This window comes from Streptomyces sp. NPDC014676 (assembly GCF_043084105.1).
Taxonomy (GTDB): domain Bacteria; phylum Actinomycetota; class Actinomycetes; order Streptomycetales; family Streptomycetaceae; genus Streptomyces.
The window spans coordinates 77,885-92,244 of record NZ_JBIBZI010000009.1; the positions used below are offsets into that span (position 1 = coordinate 77,885).

A 14,360-nucleotide genomic window follows, 5' to 3' on the forward strand; every position below is an offset into this window, starting at 1 on the left:
CCGGGTGGGGAGCGTCCTTCCACGTCGGACCGGTACGGACGTCCGTGTCACGCGGGCGGGCGGGTGAACCGGGGGAAGGAATCACAAGCGCAGGCACGCGTCGTGCGCACCCCACCACCTCTCTGCCGGGAAACCGGATTCGTTGCCACGGTCTCCCATCCGTATCCCCGAAATCAACCCGACCGGGTGACGATGTGCCCGCCGGGCGGCCGCGTACCCCGAGGCGGGCCTCCCACCGCTGCTCTTGACCCGCCCCGGTTCCCGGCACGCTTCCGGGCGGACCGGCCGGTCCCGGGGCCTGCCGCCCGCCGCGCACGGGGCGGGTCAGTGCCCCGTGCCCTCCGGCAGCCGGAAGCAGGCCGTGACGGTCTTGCCGTGGGGGCAGGGGCGGGCCTCCCAGGTGTCGGCCAGGGCGTCGACCAGCAGCATGCCGCGTCCGCCGACACGTTCGGCGCTCGGTCCGCGGGGCGTCGGCAGGGCCGCGGACCTGTCGTGCACCGAGATGTGCAGACAACGGCCGTCCCACGACATGACCAGCTGCGCGCTGCTGCGGGCGTGGACGTGCGCGTTGGTGACCAGTTCCGAAACGGTCAGCAGCACGTCGTCCGCCGTCTCGGGGGCGGTCGTGTCCCAGCCCAGCGCGACGAGGTGCTCGCGTGCCCACTCGCGGGCCGCCTTCACCTCGTGGTCCATCGGCAGTGAGCGCGCCCAGCCCACCGTCCGGACCGACGACTCGTCCATGAGATCCTTCCAGATCGTCGCCGCGCGGCCCGGACGGGGACGTGCCGGACCGCGCGGAAGCGGAAAGAGGAACGGCTCAGCGGTGGCCGCCGCGGAGCCGGCCCAGCAGACGCTGTGCCTGGGCCCGGCGCCGGGGGTCGGCCGCCGCCCGCCGCACCTGCTCGGCCGTGCGCCGACCCTGAGGGCTCCTGGCGAACTGTTTGATGCGCTCCACCATGCTCGGCATGGGTGCTCCCTTCCGCGGGTCCGGTTCGTCCTTGCTGTTCTCCGCCTACCCCCTGCGGGCGGAGTCAGCCCTCGGGCGGCCGGACGGGCTCACGTCTCCTCCAGCGGCTGGTACGCCTCGGCTCCGAGGCCGAACGTCCACGCCACCCCCTCCCGGGCCGTCCGGGTCGTCGGCGGCACACGGAGCCAGTACGTGCGGTGGGTGCCGTCCGGCTCGGGAGTGGAGTTGAGGACCTCGACCATGACCACCGGCTCGTCGCCGTCCAGTTCGACGCGCCAGAGCGTGCCCGTGCCGTCCCGGTGCAGGGGCCGCGCCCCCGAGTCGGCGAGATAACGGTCGTAGCCGTAGTACTCGAGCATCACCCGCCGCAGCTCGGCGTTCTCCTCCTGCCGGATCCGCTCCGGGGTGAGCGTGCGCAGCTCCTCCAGGAAGGCGCGCGTCACCGGCATGCCGCGCCAGGCGCACAGGGCGAACCCGTCGGGGAACTCCAGCGCGGGACCGTCGCCGTGGTCGAGCCGGCCGGCCTCGTCCCGGTGCAGCGCGACGGGACGCTCGCACACCACCGCCACCTTCTCGAACGGCCACCACCAGCCGGCGCTGCGGCACACCAGCGCCGGCCCGGCGAGCGCGGACCCCTCGGTGTGCAGGGCCGCCAGCCACGGCGCGTCGTGCTGCCCGAGCAGCGCGTCCAGCAGGACCAGCCGTATCCCCGTGCGCGCGGCGGAGTCCCCGGGGGCGAGCTCGTCGAGCACTCCGGTGCGGATCCGGTCGACCAGCGCCTGCGTGGTGTCCCACAGGGCGCCGCCGGTCCGGGACCAGCGCCGGGACCAGTCCGCGGCGCCCGACTCCTCGTACAGCCGGGCGCGTTCGGCCGCCCACGGTTCATTGCGCACCGCCTCGCGCACGCTCGCCCCGAAGTCCGTCCCCTCCCGGACCAGCGTCACGCCCTCGCGCGGTGATCCGGCCCAGATCACGCGCTCCGGCTCGGCCAGCCCGGCGCTGCGGTAGGCCAGCCGGACACCCTCCTCCGCCGCCGCCCGGTCGGCGGGCCCGGTGGCCGCGGCCCACGCGCGCCAGCGCGCCGTTTCCTCCGCGAAGTCCTCGGCTACGGCCGCCGTCCCGCTCTCCTGCGCGATCGTCATCGTCAACGTCCCCTGTTCCCTGCTGTGGTGTGGTGTTCCGTACGGTCGCCGGTGTCCGTCAGTCCGCCACCAGCCGCACCGAGCCGGGGACGTACTCCCGCTGCCGGATCACCCGGTACCAGCCCTTCGGCAGGGTCATCGCCGCGTGTTCCTCGTGGACGACCCGGCCGCCCTCGGGCAGGTGCAGCAGGAACGGACCGGACGGGCCCGGCTCACGGACGAGTTCGCCCTTCCCGAGCACCGCGTGCGCGTGTCCGGTGACCTCCCCCAGCGCCAGCACCAGCCGGCCCCTGGCGTCACGCGGTTCCTTGGGCGCGTCCGGGACGTGGGACGGCACGGCCTCCTCCGCGACGGGCACGATCAGCACGTCTCCCTGCCGGTACATGACTCTCCCCTCCACTCCGGCGCGCCCTGCTCCGGAGTCCATGTGCGGACAGTAGGGGCCGGGACTGACAACGGACCGTCACCGGACCCTCCGCCGGGCGCTGTCAGTCCCTGTTGGTAGAACTGCTGCACGCACCGCCGGAGGGCCCGCACCCCGTGCCCCGTGACGGCCTCGCCCACGCACCGCCTTCCTTCCCGCGTCGCACGACAGGAGCAGTCCGTATGACCATCGGTGGCCACCTCGAGGAGCTGTACGGCCTTCCCGCCTTCACCTTTCCCGGGCCCGGCGAGACACCGCGTGAGCTGCCCGGACCCGAGGCCGTGGCCTGGCGGATCACCGCCGACACCTACGACGCCGAGGAGCAGTGGACCGAGGCCTTCGCCCGTTTTTGCTCCGCGGTCGACACCACCCGGGTCCGCGCCCTGGTCGTCGGCGCCTGGGAGGACGCGTACGAGAGGAGTTCCGCCGGCATCGTCGAGGCGCTGGTGGCGGCGCGTGACCGGCTGCCCGGCCTGCGGGCGCTGTTCCTCGGGGACATGCACTTCGAGGAGTGCGAGATCTCCTGGATCACCCAGACCGACGTGACACCCCTGCCGGCGGCCTTCCCGGACCTGGAGGAGTTCGGTGTGCGCGGGGGCCAGGGCCTGGCGTTCCCCGCCCTGCGCCACGACAAGCTGCGGAAACTGGTCGTGGAGAGCGGCGGTCTCCCGGTGGACGTCGTCCGCGGTGCCGGGGCCAGTGAACTGCCCGCGCTGGAACACCTCGACCTGTGGCTCGGCACCTCCTGGTACGGCGCCGACACCGAGGCCGCCGACCTGGAGCCGATCCTCTCCGGCGCCCGGCTGCCCCGGCTGCGGCACCTGGCCCTGCGCAACAGCGACATCCAGGACGAGATCGCCGCCGCCGTGGCCGCCGCGCCCGTGGTCGCGGGTCTGGACTCCCTCGACCTGAGCATGGGCACGCTCAGCGACGACGGGGGAGCCGCGCTGCTCTCGGGGCAGCCGCTGACCCATCTGCGGGCGCTCGACCTCGGGCACCACTTCATGAGCGAGGAGATGACCCGCCGGGTCCGCGAAGCACTGGGGCCGCACATCCCGGCCCTCGGCCTCACCCCCGCCCGCCGCAGGGCCCACCGCCCGGAGGACCGGTATGTCGCGGTCGGGGAGTGACCCGGGGCGGGCCGGCGCACCCGTGCGCCTCGCCCTCGTGGGCAACCCCGAGAACCGCAGGACGGCCCTCTTCACCGACGCCGCCCGCGCCGCCGGACTGCCCGCACCGCGGGTCGTGCCCTGGGAGCGGGTCCTGCGCGAGGGCGGAGCCGACTTCGCGGCCGACGAGACCGTCCGGCTCGACTCGCCCGGTGAGGATCCCGAGGTCGACCGGTTGCTGAGGGGAGTCGACGACCCCACCCGCGTGGAGGGCTCGGCACGCTGGTACGAGCGGTTCACCGGGGCCGTCCGAGGACTGCGGGGCGGGGTCCGCCTCGACGACGTGGACGAACTGGCCGTCCTGTTCGACAAACGGCGCTGCCACGCCGTCCTCGACGCGGCGGACGTCCCCGTGCCCGGGTCACCCACCTCCGGCCCGGACGCCGTACGGGTGACCGGCTGGGACGACGTACGCACCGTCATGCGCGAGCACCGCATGCCGAGACTCTTCGTCAAACTCGCGCACGGCTCCTCGGCCTCCGGGGTGCTCGCCGTCGAGGCGTCGGGCAGCGGACGCGTCAGGGCCACCACCTCCGTCGAACTCACCGGGGGAGGCAGGCTGTTCAACTCCCTGACGGTGCGCCGCTACGAACGGGAGCAGGACATCGCCGCCGTCGTGGACGCCCTCGCCCCCGACGGCCTCCACCTGGAGCGCTGGCTGCCCAAGGCCTCCCGGCGGGGTCGCGCCGCCGATCTGCGGGTCGTGGTGGTGGCCGGCCGCGCCACCCACGCCGTCGTGCGCACCAGCACCACCCCCCTGACCAACCTCCATCTCGGCGGCACCCGCGGCGACCTCGACGCGGTGCGCGACGCCGTCGGGACGGCCGGTGGCCGGTGGCCGGACGTCCTCGCCGTGTGCGAGCGTGCGGCGGCCTGCTTCCCGCGCACCCTGTGCGTCGGCGTCGACCTGCTCCCGGCCGTCGGCTGGCGCCGGTTCGCCGTCGGCGAGGTCAACGCCTTCGGCGACCTGCTGCCCCGGCTCACCGGACTGCCGGGCAGCGGGGCGGAGGGCCTCGACACCTACGCGGCCCAGGTCGCGGCGGTCCTGCGCCGCACCACCGGCCCGTCCCGCCCGCACCACCAGTACAGAACGGGAACCACCCATGTCAGCGCCTGAACCGACGCCCGTGCCCGGCCCCCACGGGGCCGCCGTACCGGACCACCCGGACATGAACGAGATCGTCGGCAGCCACGACATCCTCCTCGTCACCCTCGACACCCTCCGCTACGACGTCGCCGCCGAACTCGCCGCCGGGGGACGCATCCCGAACCTGGCCCGCCACCTGCCCGGCGGCCGCTGGGAGCGGCGGCACGCCCCCGGCAGCTTCACCTACGCCTCCCACCAGGCGATCTTCGCCGGATTCCTGCCGACACCCGCCGCACCCGGCCCGCACCCGCGCCTGTTCGCGGCCCGGTTCGCCGGCAGCGAGACCACGGCCGCGCGCACCTTCGTGTACGACACCCCGGACCTGGTGTCCGGCCTCGCGAAGGAGGGCTACCGCACGGTGTGCGTCGGCGGCGTCGGCTTCTTCAACCGGCAGGGTCCATTGGGCTCGGTGCTGCCCGGCCTGTTCCAGGAGTCCCACTGGGAGCCGGAGTTCGGCGTCGCCTCGCCCACGTCGTTCGAGGCCCAGGTGACCCGCGTGGAACACGTCGTCCGCGAACTGCCCCACGAACAGCGCCTGTTCCTCTTCGTCAACGTCGCGGCACTGCACCAGCCCAACTGGTTCCACCGGCCGGGCGCGACCCGCGAGGACGGTGACACCCGCGCCACCCACGCCGCCGCCCTGGAGTACGTGGACCGCCACATCGGCCGGCTGTTCGCCGCCGCGAGCAGCCGGCGCCGCTGCTTCGCCGTCGTCTGCTCCGACCACGGCACCGCCTACGGCGACGACGGCTACACCGGCCACCGCATCGGCCACGAGTCCGTGTGGACCGTGCCCTACGCCCACTTCCTCCTGGACCCCACCCCCGCCGAGGCCGCCCGATGACCACCGCCACGCCCGCCCGGACGGCCGGCACCGACACGCCCGCGAGCCCGTACCAGAGCTACGTCTACGCCTACCCGCACAAGACCGCCTACCGGCGGCTCGCCGACCGCCCCCGCCTCGACACCCTGTGGGCCGGCGAACCCAAGGACGCCCTCTCCCTCTACCTGCACATCCCGTTCTGCGAAATCCGCTGCGGCTTCTGCAACCTGTTCACCCGCATCGGCGCCCCCGACGGCCTGACCGGCGCCTACCTGGACGCCCTGGAACGACAGGCGACGGCGGTGCGCGAGGCCCTGGGGGAGCGGGCACCCGTACGGTTCGCCACCGCGGCCTTCGGCGGCGGCACCCCCACCTTCCTCACCGCCGCCGAACTCGAGCGGCTGTGCGACATCGCGGAGCATCGCATGGGCGCCGACCTGCGCGCGGTCCCGCTGTCCGTGGAGGCCTCGCCCGCCACGGCCACCGCCGGCCGGCTCGAGGTACTGGCCGCGCGCGGCACCACCCGCCTCAGCCTGGGCGTGCAGAGCTTCGACGACACCGAGGCCCGCGCCGCCGTACGCCCCCAGCGCCGCGCCGACGTCGAAGCCGCCCTCGGCCGCGTCCGCGACGCCCGGATCCCCGTCCTCAACATCGACCTCATCTACGGCATCGACGGCCAGACGGAGCACACCTGGCTGCGCTCCCTGGACGCCGCTCTCGCCTGGCACCCCGAGGAGCTCTACCTCTACCCCCTCTACATACGCCCCCTCACCGGCCTCGGCCGCCGCGCCGGCGAGGCGGACCCGGCCTGGGACGAACAACGGCTGCGCCTGTACCGCCTGGGCCGCGACCACCTCCTCGCCCACGGCTACGAGCAGCGGTCCATGCGCATGTTCCGCCGCGCGGACGCCCCGCCGCAGGGCGCGGACGACTACGCCTGCCAGACCGACGGCATGATCGGCCTCGGCTGCGGCGCCCGCTCCTACACCGCGGGCCTGCACTACTCCTTCGACTACGCCGTCGGCATGCACGAGATCCGCGGCATCGTCGACGACTACGTCTCCCGCCCGGCCGCCGACTTCGCCCACGCCGAGTACGGCCGCCGCATCGACACCGACGAGGCGCGCCGCCGGCATCTGCTGCAGTCCCTGCTCCAGGCGGACGGCCTCGGCCTCGCCGACTACCGTGCCCGGTTCGACGGCCGCACCCCGGCGGACGACTTCCCGGAGGAACTCGCCCGCTTCGCCGGCCGCGGCTGGCTGACGCAGGACACCACGCTGCTGCGCCTGACCCCCGAGGGGCTGGCCCACTCCGACGCCATCGGCCCGGAGCTGTTCTCCCCGGCCGTACGGGCCGCCATGGCCGCCTACGAGCGGAAGTGAGACCCGCCCGATGGACCTGACCCTCCTCTACCGGGGCCCGCTGGCCTCCTGCGACTACGACTGCCCCTACTGCCCGTTCGCCAAGCGGCGCGACAGCCGCGAGCAACTCCGTACCGACCGCGCCCGCTTGGAGAGATTCGCCGGCTGGGCCGAGGCGCAGACCACCGACCGCCTCTCCCTGCTCTTCACCCCCTGGGGCGAGGGCCTGGTCCGCTCCTGGTACCGCAGCACCCTGACCCGGCTGTCCCACCGACCCCACATCCGCCGCGTCGCCATCCAGACCAACCTCAGCTGCCGCACCGACTGGCTCGCCGGCGCAGACCTGGACACCCTCGCCCTGTGGTGCACGTACCACCCGGACCAGACCCCCTACGACCGCTTCCTGGCCAAGTGCCGCGAACTGGACCGGCTCGGCGTCCGGTTCAGCGTCGGCGTCGTCGGACTGCCCGAGCACCTCGACGCGGCCCGGCGGCTGCGCTCCGAGCTGCCCGAGAAGGTGTACCTGTGGGTCAACGCCGCCGAGGGACACACCTACGACGACACCGAGGCCGGCGTGTGGACCGCGCTGGACCCCCTCTTCCCCTACAGCCGCCGCCCCCACGCCAGCGCGGGCCTGCCCTGCCGCACGGGGGAGTCGGTGATCTCGGTCGACGGCGAGGGCACGGTCCGCCGCTGCCACTTCGTCCGCGCCGAACTCGGCAACCTCTACGACGGCAGCTACCGCGAGGCGCTGCGCCCCCGCCCCTGCCCCCTCACCACCTGCGACTGCCACATCGGTTACGTCCACCTCGAAACGCTGCCGCTGTACGACGTGTTCGCGGGCGGTGTGCTGGAACGGATACCGGCCCCGGCCGGGTAGCGGCCCGTACGCGGGAACGTGTTTGCCGCGGGAGCCAGCGGCAAGTCGGTGTCCATGAGTGAACAGAACAAGAACGCGCATCAGAAGACCACGTCCGCCCGGTCCGCCGCGACCAAGACCCGGGAGACCGCGGACAAGGCCCGGGAGACCGCGGGCAAGGCGACCGCCCCCGCCGCGGGCAAGGCCGGTGACGCGGCGTCAGCGGCCGCGTCGGGCGCCGAGCGCGCGGCCCGGGCGGCGAGCGGCGCCGCGCAGACCGCGGCCAAGGGGGTCGAGGCGGGCCGCCGCGCGGTCGTCGCCACCTCGGGCCAGGTCGCCGCCGGCGCCAAGACCGCCTGGACGGTGATAGCCAACCGCAGGCTCGTCGCCGCCGGTGCCGCGGCCGGCCTGACCGCGCTGACCGCCGCCTCCTACGCGGTGGGCCGGCGCGCCGAACGCCACACCCACGGCCCCCTCACCCGGATGACCGGCGGCCGGATCTGACACCGGGGCGGCGGGGCGGGACGGCGCGGAGCCGGGTCCCACTCGCGCGGTGCGGCCCCGAAGAGGAAAGATGTCTCCGCAAGCGAGGAATCGACCCATGCGGAGGAGTGGGCACATGCAGCACGAGCGAGCCGGCGGCCCGGCCGGCCCCGAGGATCTCGTCGACGTCGCTCGGCTGGTCACGGCGTACTACGCACTGCACCCCGACCCCGACGATCCGGGGCAGCGCGTCGCCTTCGGAACGTCGGGGCACCGCGGCTCGTCCCTGACGGCCGCGTTCAACGAGGACCACATCGCCGCGACCAGCCAGGCCATCTGCGAGTACCGCGCCGGCCAGGGCACCGACGGGCCGCTCTTCCTCGGCGCCGACACCCACGCGCTGTCCGAGCCCGCCCGGGTCACCGCCCTGGAGGTGTTCGCGGCCAACGGGGTCACGGTGCTCATCGACAGCGCCGACGGCCACACCCCGACCCCGGCGGTCTCGCACGCGATCCTCACCCACAACCGGGGCCGCGCCACGGGCCTCGCGGACGGCGTCGTGGTCACCCCGTCCCACAACCCGCCCGCCGACGGCGGGTTCAAGTACAACCCGCCCAGCGGCGGCCCCGCGGGCTCGGACGCCACCGGCTGGATCCAGGACCGGGCCAACGACATCATCCGCGGCGGCCTCAAGGACGTCCGCCGCATCCCGTACGCCCGTGCCCTCGCCGCCCCCGGCACCGGGCGGTACGACTTCCTCGGCACCTATGTCGCGGACCTGCCCAACGTGCTGGACCTGGACGCGATCCGCGCGGCCGGCGTACGGATCGGCGCCGACCCGCTGGGCGGGGCGTCCGTCGCGTACTGGGGCCGGATCGCCGAACAGCACCGGCTCGACCTCACCGTGGTCAACCCGCTCACCGACCCGACCTGGCGGTTCATGACGCTGGACTGGGACGGGAAGATCCGGATGGACTGCTCCTCGCCGCACGCGATGGCCTCCCTCATCCGGCAGCGCGACCGCTTCGACATCGCCACCGGCAACGACGCGGACGCCGACCGGCACGGCATCGTCACCCCGGACGCCGGGCTGATGAACCCCAACCACTACCTCGCCACGGCGATCGGCTACCTCTACGCGCACCGCGAGCAGTGGCCGTCCGCCGCCGGCGTCGGCAAGACCCTGGTCTCCTCCGCGATGATCGACCGGGTCGCCGCCGACCTGAAGCGCGAACTCGTCGAGGTGCCCGTCGGTTTCAAGTGGTTCGTGGACGGACTGGCCGGCGGCACCCTCGGCTTCGGCGGTGAGGAGTCGGCCGGGGCCTCCTTCCTGCGCCGGGACGGCTCGGTGTGGACCACCGACAAGGACGGCATCATCCTGGCGCTGCTCGCGTCCGAGATCACGGCCGTCACCGGGAAGACGCCCTCCGCGCACTACGCCGCGCTCACCTCCCGCTTCGGCGAGCCCGCCTACGAGCGGATCGACGCCCCGGCGACCCGTGAGGAGAAGGCCCGCCTGGCGAAGCTGTCTCCCGCCCAGGTCACCGCGGACACCCTGGCCGGGGAGGCGGTCACCGCGGTGCTCACCGAGGCGCCGGGCAACGGCGCGTCCATCGGGGGCATCAAGGTGGCCACGGACAGCGCCTGGTTCGCCGCCCGCCCCTCCGGCACCGAGGACGTGTACAAGATCTACGCCGAGTCGTTCCAGGGTCCCGAGCACCTCCGCCGGGTGCAGGAGGAGGCCAAGGCCGTGGTCCTCGCGGCACTGAGCGACTGAGCCGCACCCCGGACGGGCACGCCCCGGTCACCCGCCACGGTGGCCGGGGCGCGTCAGCCGGTCCGGACGCCGGGGGCGGACGGGGCCGGGGAGGTGAGTTCCGGCGACCGGGACGTCGCCGTGGGCAGTTCCTGAGGCAGTTCCTCCGACTGCTGCAGAACGGTGTCGCCGGGTGCCTCGGCCGGTGTGCCCGCACCGGTGGACAGCTGCGACCACGCGCCCAGCGCCAGGGCGATCGCGGCGGCGGTGCCCACCACGTGGCCGACGCGGCGCAGCCTGGCGCGCCCGTCCATCTCCCGCCAGGACGGTCCGTCCCACGGATCGTCCTGCTGCCACAGATCACCGACCGCCTCGACGCCGGCGTCCTCCCGCGGTGCGCCGCCGGTGTGCGGCCGGGTCCGCTGCAGCGCGGAGGGCTCCCTGGGGGCGGTGGCCCGGATGGCGCGCTCGTTGTCGGTGAGGAACCGCTGCCAGACGTCCTCGGGCAGCGCCGGCGTACCGTCCCGCTCCTCCGGCGTCCCGCCGTCGTCCGGCCTCTGCGCGGTCACGTCCGTTCATTCCTTTCGGAGATCCCGCCAGGATCATTGCACAGCGCAAAAACGAAGGAACAGCGGCCCGCAGAACCGAACATATGGCTGAGACGGTGCGGCCGGGTGCGGACTCGGTCGGACAAGGGTCCGTCCGGGAGAAGCATAGAGCGGCCGGCCTTCGCATGGTCCGAAGGTGGAAGGAACCCGACGCGCACCACGCCCTGGAGGCCCTGCGCGAGGACCCGGTCCGGCACGCGGGAGGACCACCCGGAGGCGACGCCGCGATGCTCCTCCTGCGCCACCACCGCCACCAGGACGAGGAGCCCGCGCCCACCGGGTGAACGGCCGGTGAGCACCGCGAGGTACAAAGGACACATGCATCGGGACGAGCCCTCCGGCGGGGCCGGGGACGACGTCGAGGCGGTCACCCGGGCGGTGCTGACCGCCTCACGGCTGCTGGTGGCGGTGTCCGCGCGCTCCCTTGCCGCGGTCGAGGACCGGGTGACGCTGCCGCAGTTCCGGATGCTGATGGTGCTCTCCACCCGCGGTGCCACCAAACTGGTCACGCTCGCCGACCTGCTCCACGTCGCCCCGTCGACCACGATGCGCATGGTCGACCGGCTGATCGCGGCCGGCCTGGCCGACCGGCAGACCAACCCCGCCAACCGCCGGGAGACCCTGCTGCGGCTCACCGGCGAGGGCCGGCGCACGGTCGAGGACGTCACCGCACGGCGCCGCGCCGAGATCGCCGCGATCGTCGAGCGGCTGGCCCCGCCGCAGCGGGCGGCGCTGGTCGGCGCCCTCACCGCGTTCAACGAGGCCGGCGGCGAGCCCCCCGCCGCCGAGCCGCAGCCGTACCCGCTCGGGTGGACGGTGGACGGCGGGCCGTGACCGGCACCACCCAAATACGCATGCTAGGTTCGCATTTGAAGGGCGGCCGGGACGGCCGGCGCGTCCACGCACCCGGAACGGTGACATCCCATGACGTCGGACAGCAGCGACACCCCCGGCGAGGACCTCCCGCTCCCGCGGGTCCTGTGCGACACGGCCGCCCTGGCCGCCCTCGACGACGCGTCCGCCGGCGCCCTGTGGCGGCTCGCCGAGCCGGGCCGCCAACTCGACGCCAACGTCGTCCGCATCCCGCCCGGGCGCGGGGTCGACACCCACCGCGAGCCCGACCTCGACGTCCTCCTGCTGGTCCTCGCCGGCCACGGCACCCTCACCGCCCCCGACGGCCCCCTCACCCTTTCCGCCGGCGCGCTGACCTGGCTCCCGCACGGGTCCACCCGAAGCCTCACCGCCGGCCCCGAGGGGCTGACCTACCTCACCGTCCACCGCCGCCGGCCCGGCATGCGTATCCAGCGCGGGAATCCGGCAGTTCAACAACAGTGATCATCGAGGCAACAAACTGATAACAGCAGACAACTCCTGAACGTCTCATGCGGTCTGGACCGCTATGAAGATCTCTTTTCTGATCCACAACGCCTATGGGATCGGAGGCACGATCACCACCACGTTCAACCTGGCGGCCGCGCTGGCCGAACGGCACGACGTGGAGATCGTCTCGGTGTTACGGCACCGGGAGCACCCCAACCTCACTCCGCACCCCGGGATACGGCTGCGGGCGCTGGTGGATCTGCGGAGGGAGAAGGACCACCCGCTGCACGGCAGACCCGCCAAGGTGTTCCCCGCCGCCGAGTACCGCCACCACCAGTACAGCGAACTGACGGACCAGCGGATCGCCGAGTGCCTGGCGGACACCGACGCCGACGTCGTCGTCGGCACCCGGCCAGGACTCAACGTGCACCTCGCCCTCCAGGCCCCGGAGCACGTCGTACGCGTCGGCCAGGAGCACCTCACCCTCGACAACCATCCGCCCGCGCTGCGCACCGCGCTGCGCCGCGCCTACCGCCGGCTCGACGTGCTCACCACCGTCACGGAGGCCGACGCCGGCTCCTACCGGCGCAAGATGCGGCTGCCCGGCGTGCGGGTGGAGGCCCTCCCCAACAGCGTCCCCGACCCCGCGCTCCCCATCGCCGACGGCACCGCCAAGGTCGTGGTGGCGGCCGGCCGGCTGGTCCCCGTCAAGCGGTTCGACCTGATCATCGAGGCGTTCGCCCGGGTGGCCGCCGAACACCCCGACTGGCAGCTGCGCATCTACGGGAAGGGCGAGGAACAGGACCGGCTGCGCGCCCTGATCGAGAGCCTCGGCCTGTGGAACAACGTCTTCCTGATGGGCGCGGCGATCCCCATGGAGGCCGAGTGGGTCAAGGGCTCGATCGGCGTGGCCGCCTCGAACTTCGAGCCGTTCGGCATGACCCTCGTCGAGGCGATGCGCTGCGGACTGCCCTTCGTCAGCACCGACTGCCCCTACGGGCCCGGCGAGATCATCAAGGACGGCGAGGACGGCCGGCTGGTGCCGGTCGGGGACGGCGCGGCCTTCGCCGCGGCCCTCCTCGACCTGGTACGCGACGACGAGCGCCGCCGCCGCATGGGCGAGGCGGCCGTGGCCAACGCGCACCGGTTCGCCCCCGGCCCGGTCGTCGCCCACGCCGAGCGCCTCTTCCAGGACGCGATCGAGGCCCGCGGCGGCGGACGGCGCGGCACGGCGGAGCACGGCGGAAGACAGCACACCCTCGTCAGCCGGGGCCACGCCGCCCGCGACCTCGCCCGCGCCGCCGCGTCGAACGCGCTGCGCACCGTACGGAAGGGACGCCGATGAACATGGCCCCGCGCACTCACTGTTCCGTCGACGCCGACGGCCGGATCACCTTCCGCCTGCGGCCACCGGTGGCCGCGCGCCCCCGGCTGCTGCTGGTGCTGCGCCCCGGAAAGGGCCGGCCCGAGGAGACGACCCGCACCCTCGACCTCGAACCCCACGGCGCCGACGGCGAGTTCCGGGCCGCGCTGGAGGCGCTGCCCCGGCTCGCGGAGGGCCGCTGGGACACATATCTGCTGAGCGGTCAGGACGCCGGACGGGAGCGGCTGCGCCCCGGCCCGCGGGACCTGCGGGCGCTCGTCGACGGCGGCTCGCGCCAGTGGCCGTCACCGGTGGCCGTCCGGGTGCCGTACACCACCAAGGACGGCTTCCTCGCGATACGGACCTGGCTGCGCACCGCCCACGCGGAGGCGGGCCCCGTGGACATCACCGACGGGACGATGACGGTCCGTGCCCGTCTGCACGGAGCCGAACTCTCCGAAGGGGCCCGGGCGGTGCTGCGGTTGCGGGGCACCAAGGACACCCTGCACGGCGTCCCGGTACGGCCGGCCGAGGACGGCGGTTTCGCCTTCACCGTCGCCTGCGAGGACCTCGTGGCCTCCGACAGCCGGATCTGGGACGTCTTCCTCCGCCCCGCCGCCGACGCGCCGCTCACCAGGGTCGGCCGCCTCCTCGACGACGTGGCGGACCGCAAGGCGGTGTTCGTGTACCCGCGGGTCACGACGGGCGGGTCCGCGGTGCGCCCCTACTACACCGTCGACAACGACCTCGCCGTCGAGGTGACCGCCCTCGGCTGAACGGCCGTCCTCCCTTCCCGTCCGAGGTCCCGCCCCGGCAGTGCCCGCGGCACCCGCGGGCCGGACATCCGACGGGCCGCTGTCCTCGTGCCCGACGCGGGGCGGCTCGGCGGGTTCCCGCGCCTGTGACGATCGTTATGATGCCCGTATCGTTCAAACGAA

At 73.9% G+C, this 14,360-nt stretch carries 17 protein-coding genes; 12 read left to right on the forward strand and 5 right to left on the reverse strand.

Annotation, left to right across the window (positions count from 1 at the left end):
* Window positions 1–324 precede the first annotated feature (324 nt).
* From ACF1DX_RS24815 to ACF1DX_RS24830, 4 genes are all read right to left on the reverse strand, one after another.
* On the reverse strand, window positions 325–741 hold the full coding sequence (locus ACF1DX_RS24815; RefSeq protein ID WP_391793323.1) for an ATP-binding protein: 417 nt from the start codon (window positions 739–741) through the stop codon (window positions 325–327).
* 76 nt (window positions 742–817) lie between these two features.
* The gene (locus ACF1DX_RS24820) at window positions 818–967 is read right to left on the reverse strand and encodes a hypothetical protein (protein WP_179167355.1); all 150 of its coding nucleotides are present in this window, start codon (window positions 965–967) and stop codon (window positions 818–820) included.
* A gap of 89 nt (window positions 968–1,056) precedes the next feature.
* A complete protein-coding gene (locus tag ACF1DX_RS24825) occupies window positions 1,057–2,109 on the reverse strand; it encodes a DUF6745 domain-containing protein (RefSeq protein WP_391793324.1) in 1,053 nt (350 codons plus the stop codon).
* 58 nt (window positions 2,110–2,167) lie between these two features.
* On the reverse strand, window positions 2,168–2,494 hold the full coding sequence (locus tag ACF1DX_RS24830) for a hypothetical protein (protein WP_391793522.1): 327 nt from the start codon (window positions 2,492–2,494) through the stop codon (window positions 2,168–2,170).
* Between the two features lie 221 nt (window positions 2,495–2,715).
* Here ACF1DX_RS24830 and ACF1DX_RS24835 point away from each other — a divergent pair, with 221 nt between their 5' ends.
* The 7 genes from ACF1DX_RS24835 to pgm all read left to right on the forward strand — a co-directional run bounded on the left by ACF1DX_RS24835 (window position 2,716) and on the right by pgm (window position 10,152).
* The gene (locus tag ACF1DX_RS24835) at window positions 2,716–3,663 is read left to right on the forward strand and encodes an STM4015 family protein (protein WP_391793325.1); all 948 of its coding nucleotides are present in this window, start codon (window positions 2,716–2,718) and stop codon (window positions 3,661–3,663) included.
* The gene (locus ACF1DX_RS24840; protein WP_391793326.1) at window positions 3,644–4,819 is read left to right on the forward strand and encodes an STM4014 family protein; all 1,176 of its coding nucleotides are present in this window, start codon (window positions 3,644–3,646) and stop codon (window positions 4,817–4,819) included. Before ACF1DX_RS24835 ends, ACF1DX_RS24840 begins: the two co-directional genes overlap by 20 nt.
* Window positions 4,820–4,871: 52 nt before the next feature.
* Window positions 4,872–5,693, forward strand: coding sequence for an STM4013/SEN3800 family hydrolase (locus ACF1DX_RS24845; RefSeq protein WP_391793523.1), 822 nt, complete (start codon window positions 4,872–4,874; stop codon window positions 5,691–5,693).
* The gene (locus ACF1DX_RS24850) at window positions 5,690–7,054 is read left to right on the forward strand and encodes an STM4012 family radical SAM protein (RefSeq protein WP_391793327.1); all 1,365 of its coding nucleotides are present in this window, start codon (window positions 5,690–5,692) and stop codon (window positions 7,052–7,054) included. Before ACF1DX_RS24845 ends, ACF1DX_RS24850 begins: the two co-directional genes overlap by 4 nt.
* A 10-nt stretch (window positions 7,055–7,064) precedes the next feature.
* Window positions 7,065–7,913 carry an STM4011 family radical SAM protein gene (locus ACF1DX_RS24855; protein WP_391793328.1) on the forward strand — a complete coding sequence of 283 codons (849 nt, stop codon included), beginning with the start codon at window positions 7,065–7,067 and terminating at the stop codon, window positions 7,911–7,913.
* A 54-nt stretch (window positions 7,914–7,967) separates the two neighbouring features.
* Complete coding sequence (locus tag ACF1DX_RS24860) at window positions 7,968–8,396, forward strand: hypothetical protein (protein WP_391793329.1); 429 nt, start codon at window positions 7,968–7,970, stop codon at window positions 8,394–8,396.
* 115 nt (window positions 8,397–8,511) lie between these two features.
* Window positions 8,512–10,152, forward strand: coding sequence for a phosphoglucomutase (alpha-D-glucose-1,6-bisphosphate-dependent) (pgm, locus tag ACF1DX_RS24865; protein ID WP_391793330.1), 1,641 nt, complete (start codon window positions 8,512–8,514; stop codon window positions 10,150–10,152).
* Window positions 10,153–10,205: 53 nt separating this feature from the next.
* Here pgm and ACF1DX_RS24870 read toward each other — a convergent pair whose 3' ends face one another.
* Window positions 10,206–10,700 carry a hypothetical protein gene (locus tag ACF1DX_RS24870; protein ID WP_391793331.1) on the reverse strand — a complete coding sequence of 165 codons (495 nt, stop codon included), beginning with the start codon at window positions 10,698–10,700 and terminating at the stop codon, window positions 10,206–10,208.
* 164 nt (window positions 10,701–10,864) lie between these two features.
* Between ACF1DX_RS24870 and ACF1DX_RS24875 the strand changes: the two genes are divergently transcribed.
* The 5 genes from ACF1DX_RS24875 (at window position 10,865) to ACF1DX_RS24895 (ending at window position 14,198) form a co-directional block, all read left to right on the forward strand.
* Entirely contained in the window at window positions 10,865–11,023 is a 159-nt protein-coding gene (locus ACF1DX_RS24875; RefSeq protein WP_391793332.1) for a hypothetical protein, read from the forward strand.
* A gap of 34 nt (window positions 11,024–11,057) precedes the next feature.
* Window positions 11,058–11,573, forward strand: coding sequence for a MarR family winged helix-turn-helix transcriptional regulator (locus ACF1DX_RS24880; RefSeq protein ID WP_391793333.1), 516 nt, complete (start codon window positions 11,058–11,060; stop codon window positions 11,571–11,573).
* 90 nt (window positions 11,574–11,663) lie between these two features.
* Window positions 11,664–12,074 carry a hypothetical protein gene (locus ACF1DX_RS24885; protein WP_391793334.1) on the forward strand — a complete coding sequence of 137 codons (411 nt, stop codon included), beginning with the start codon at window positions 11,664–11,666 and terminating at the stop codon, window positions 12,072–12,074.
* A 64-nt stretch (window positions 12,075–12,138) separates the two neighbouring features.
* A complete protein-coding gene (locus tag ACF1DX_RS24890; RefSeq protein WP_391793335.1) occupies window positions 12,139–13,404 on the forward strand; it encodes a glycosyltransferase family 4 protein in 1,266 nt (421 codons plus the stop codon).
* Window positions 13,405–13,406: 2 nt separating this feature from the next.
* The gene (locus ACF1DX_RS24895) at window positions 13,407–14,198 is read left to right on the forward strand and encodes a transferase (RefSeq protein ID WP_391793336.1); all 792 of its coding nucleotides are present in this window, start codon (window positions 13,407–13,409) and stop codon (window positions 14,196–14,198) included.
* Window positions 14,199–14,360 lie beyond the last annotated feature (162 nt).

Excerpts from the sequence above, each read along its gene's own strand:
- ACF1DX_RS24815 (WP_391793323.1), bottom strand. The coding sequence starts at position 741 with ATGGACGAGTCGTCGGTCCGGACGGTGGGCTGGGCGCGCTCACTGCCG.
- ACF1DX_RS24820 (WP_179167355.1), bottom strand. The coding sequence starts at position 967 with ATGCCGAGCATGGTGGAGCGCATCAAACAGTTCGCCAGGAGCCCTCAG.
- ACF1DX_RS24825 (WP_391793324.1), bottom strand. The coding sequence starts at position 2,109 with ATGACGATCGCGCAGGAGAGCGGGACGGCGGCCGTAGCCGAGGACTTC.
- ACF1DX_RS24830 (WP_391793522.1), bottom strand. The coding sequence starts at position 2,494 with ATGTACCGGCAGGGAGACGTGCTGATCGTGCCCGTCGCGGAGGAGGCC.
- ACF1DX_RS24835 (WP_391793325.1), top strand. The coding sequence starts at position 2,716 with ATGACCATCGGTGGCCACCTCGAGGAGCTGTACGGCCTTCCCGCCTTC.
- ACF1DX_RS24840 (WP_391793326.1), top strand. The coding sequence starts at position 3,644 with ATGTCGCGGTCGGGGAGTGACCCGGGGCGGGCCGGCGCACCCGTGCGC.
- ACF1DX_RS24845 (WP_391793523.1), top strand. The coding sequence starts at position 4,872 with ATGAACGAGATCGTCGGCAGCCACGACATCCTCCTCGTCACCCTCGAC.
- ACF1DX_RS24850 (WP_391793327.1), top strand. The coding sequence starts at position 5,690 with ATGACCACCGCCACGCCCGCCCGGACGGCCGGCACCGACACGCCCGCG.
- ACF1DX_RS24855 (WP_391793328.1), top strand. The coding sequence starts at position 7,065 with ATGGACCTGACCCTCCTCTACCGGGGCCCGCTGGCCTCCTGCGACTAC.
- ACF1DX_RS24860 (WP_391793329.1), top strand. The coding sequence starts at position 7,968 with ATGAGTGAACAGAACAAGAACGCGCATCAGAAGACCACGTCCGCCCGG.
- pgm (WP_391793330.1), top strand. The coding sequence starts at position 8,512 with ATGCAGCACGAGCGAGCCGGCGGCCCGGCCGGCCCCGAGGATCTCGTC.
- ACF1DX_RS24875 (WP_391793332.1), top strand. The coding sequence starts at position 10,865 with ATGGTCCGAAGGTGGAAGGAACCCGACGCGCACCACGCCCTGGAGGCC.
- ACF1DX_RS24880 (WP_391793333.1), top strand. The coding sequence starts at position 11,058 with ATGCATCGGGACGAGCCCTCCGGCGGGGCCGGGGACGACGTCGAGGCG.
- ACF1DX_RS24885 (WP_391793334.1), top strand. The coding sequence starts at position 11,664 with ATGACGTCGGACAGCAGCGACACCCCCGGCGAGGACCTCCCGCTCCCG.
- ACF1DX_RS24890 (WP_391793335.1), top strand. The coding sequence starts at position 12,139 with ATGAAGATCTCTTTTCTGATCCACAACGCCTATGGGATCGGAGGCACG.
- ACF1DX_RS24895 (WP_391793336.1), top strand. The coding sequence starts at position 13,407 with ATGGCCCCGCGCACTCACTGTTCCGTCGACGCCGACGGCCGGATCACC.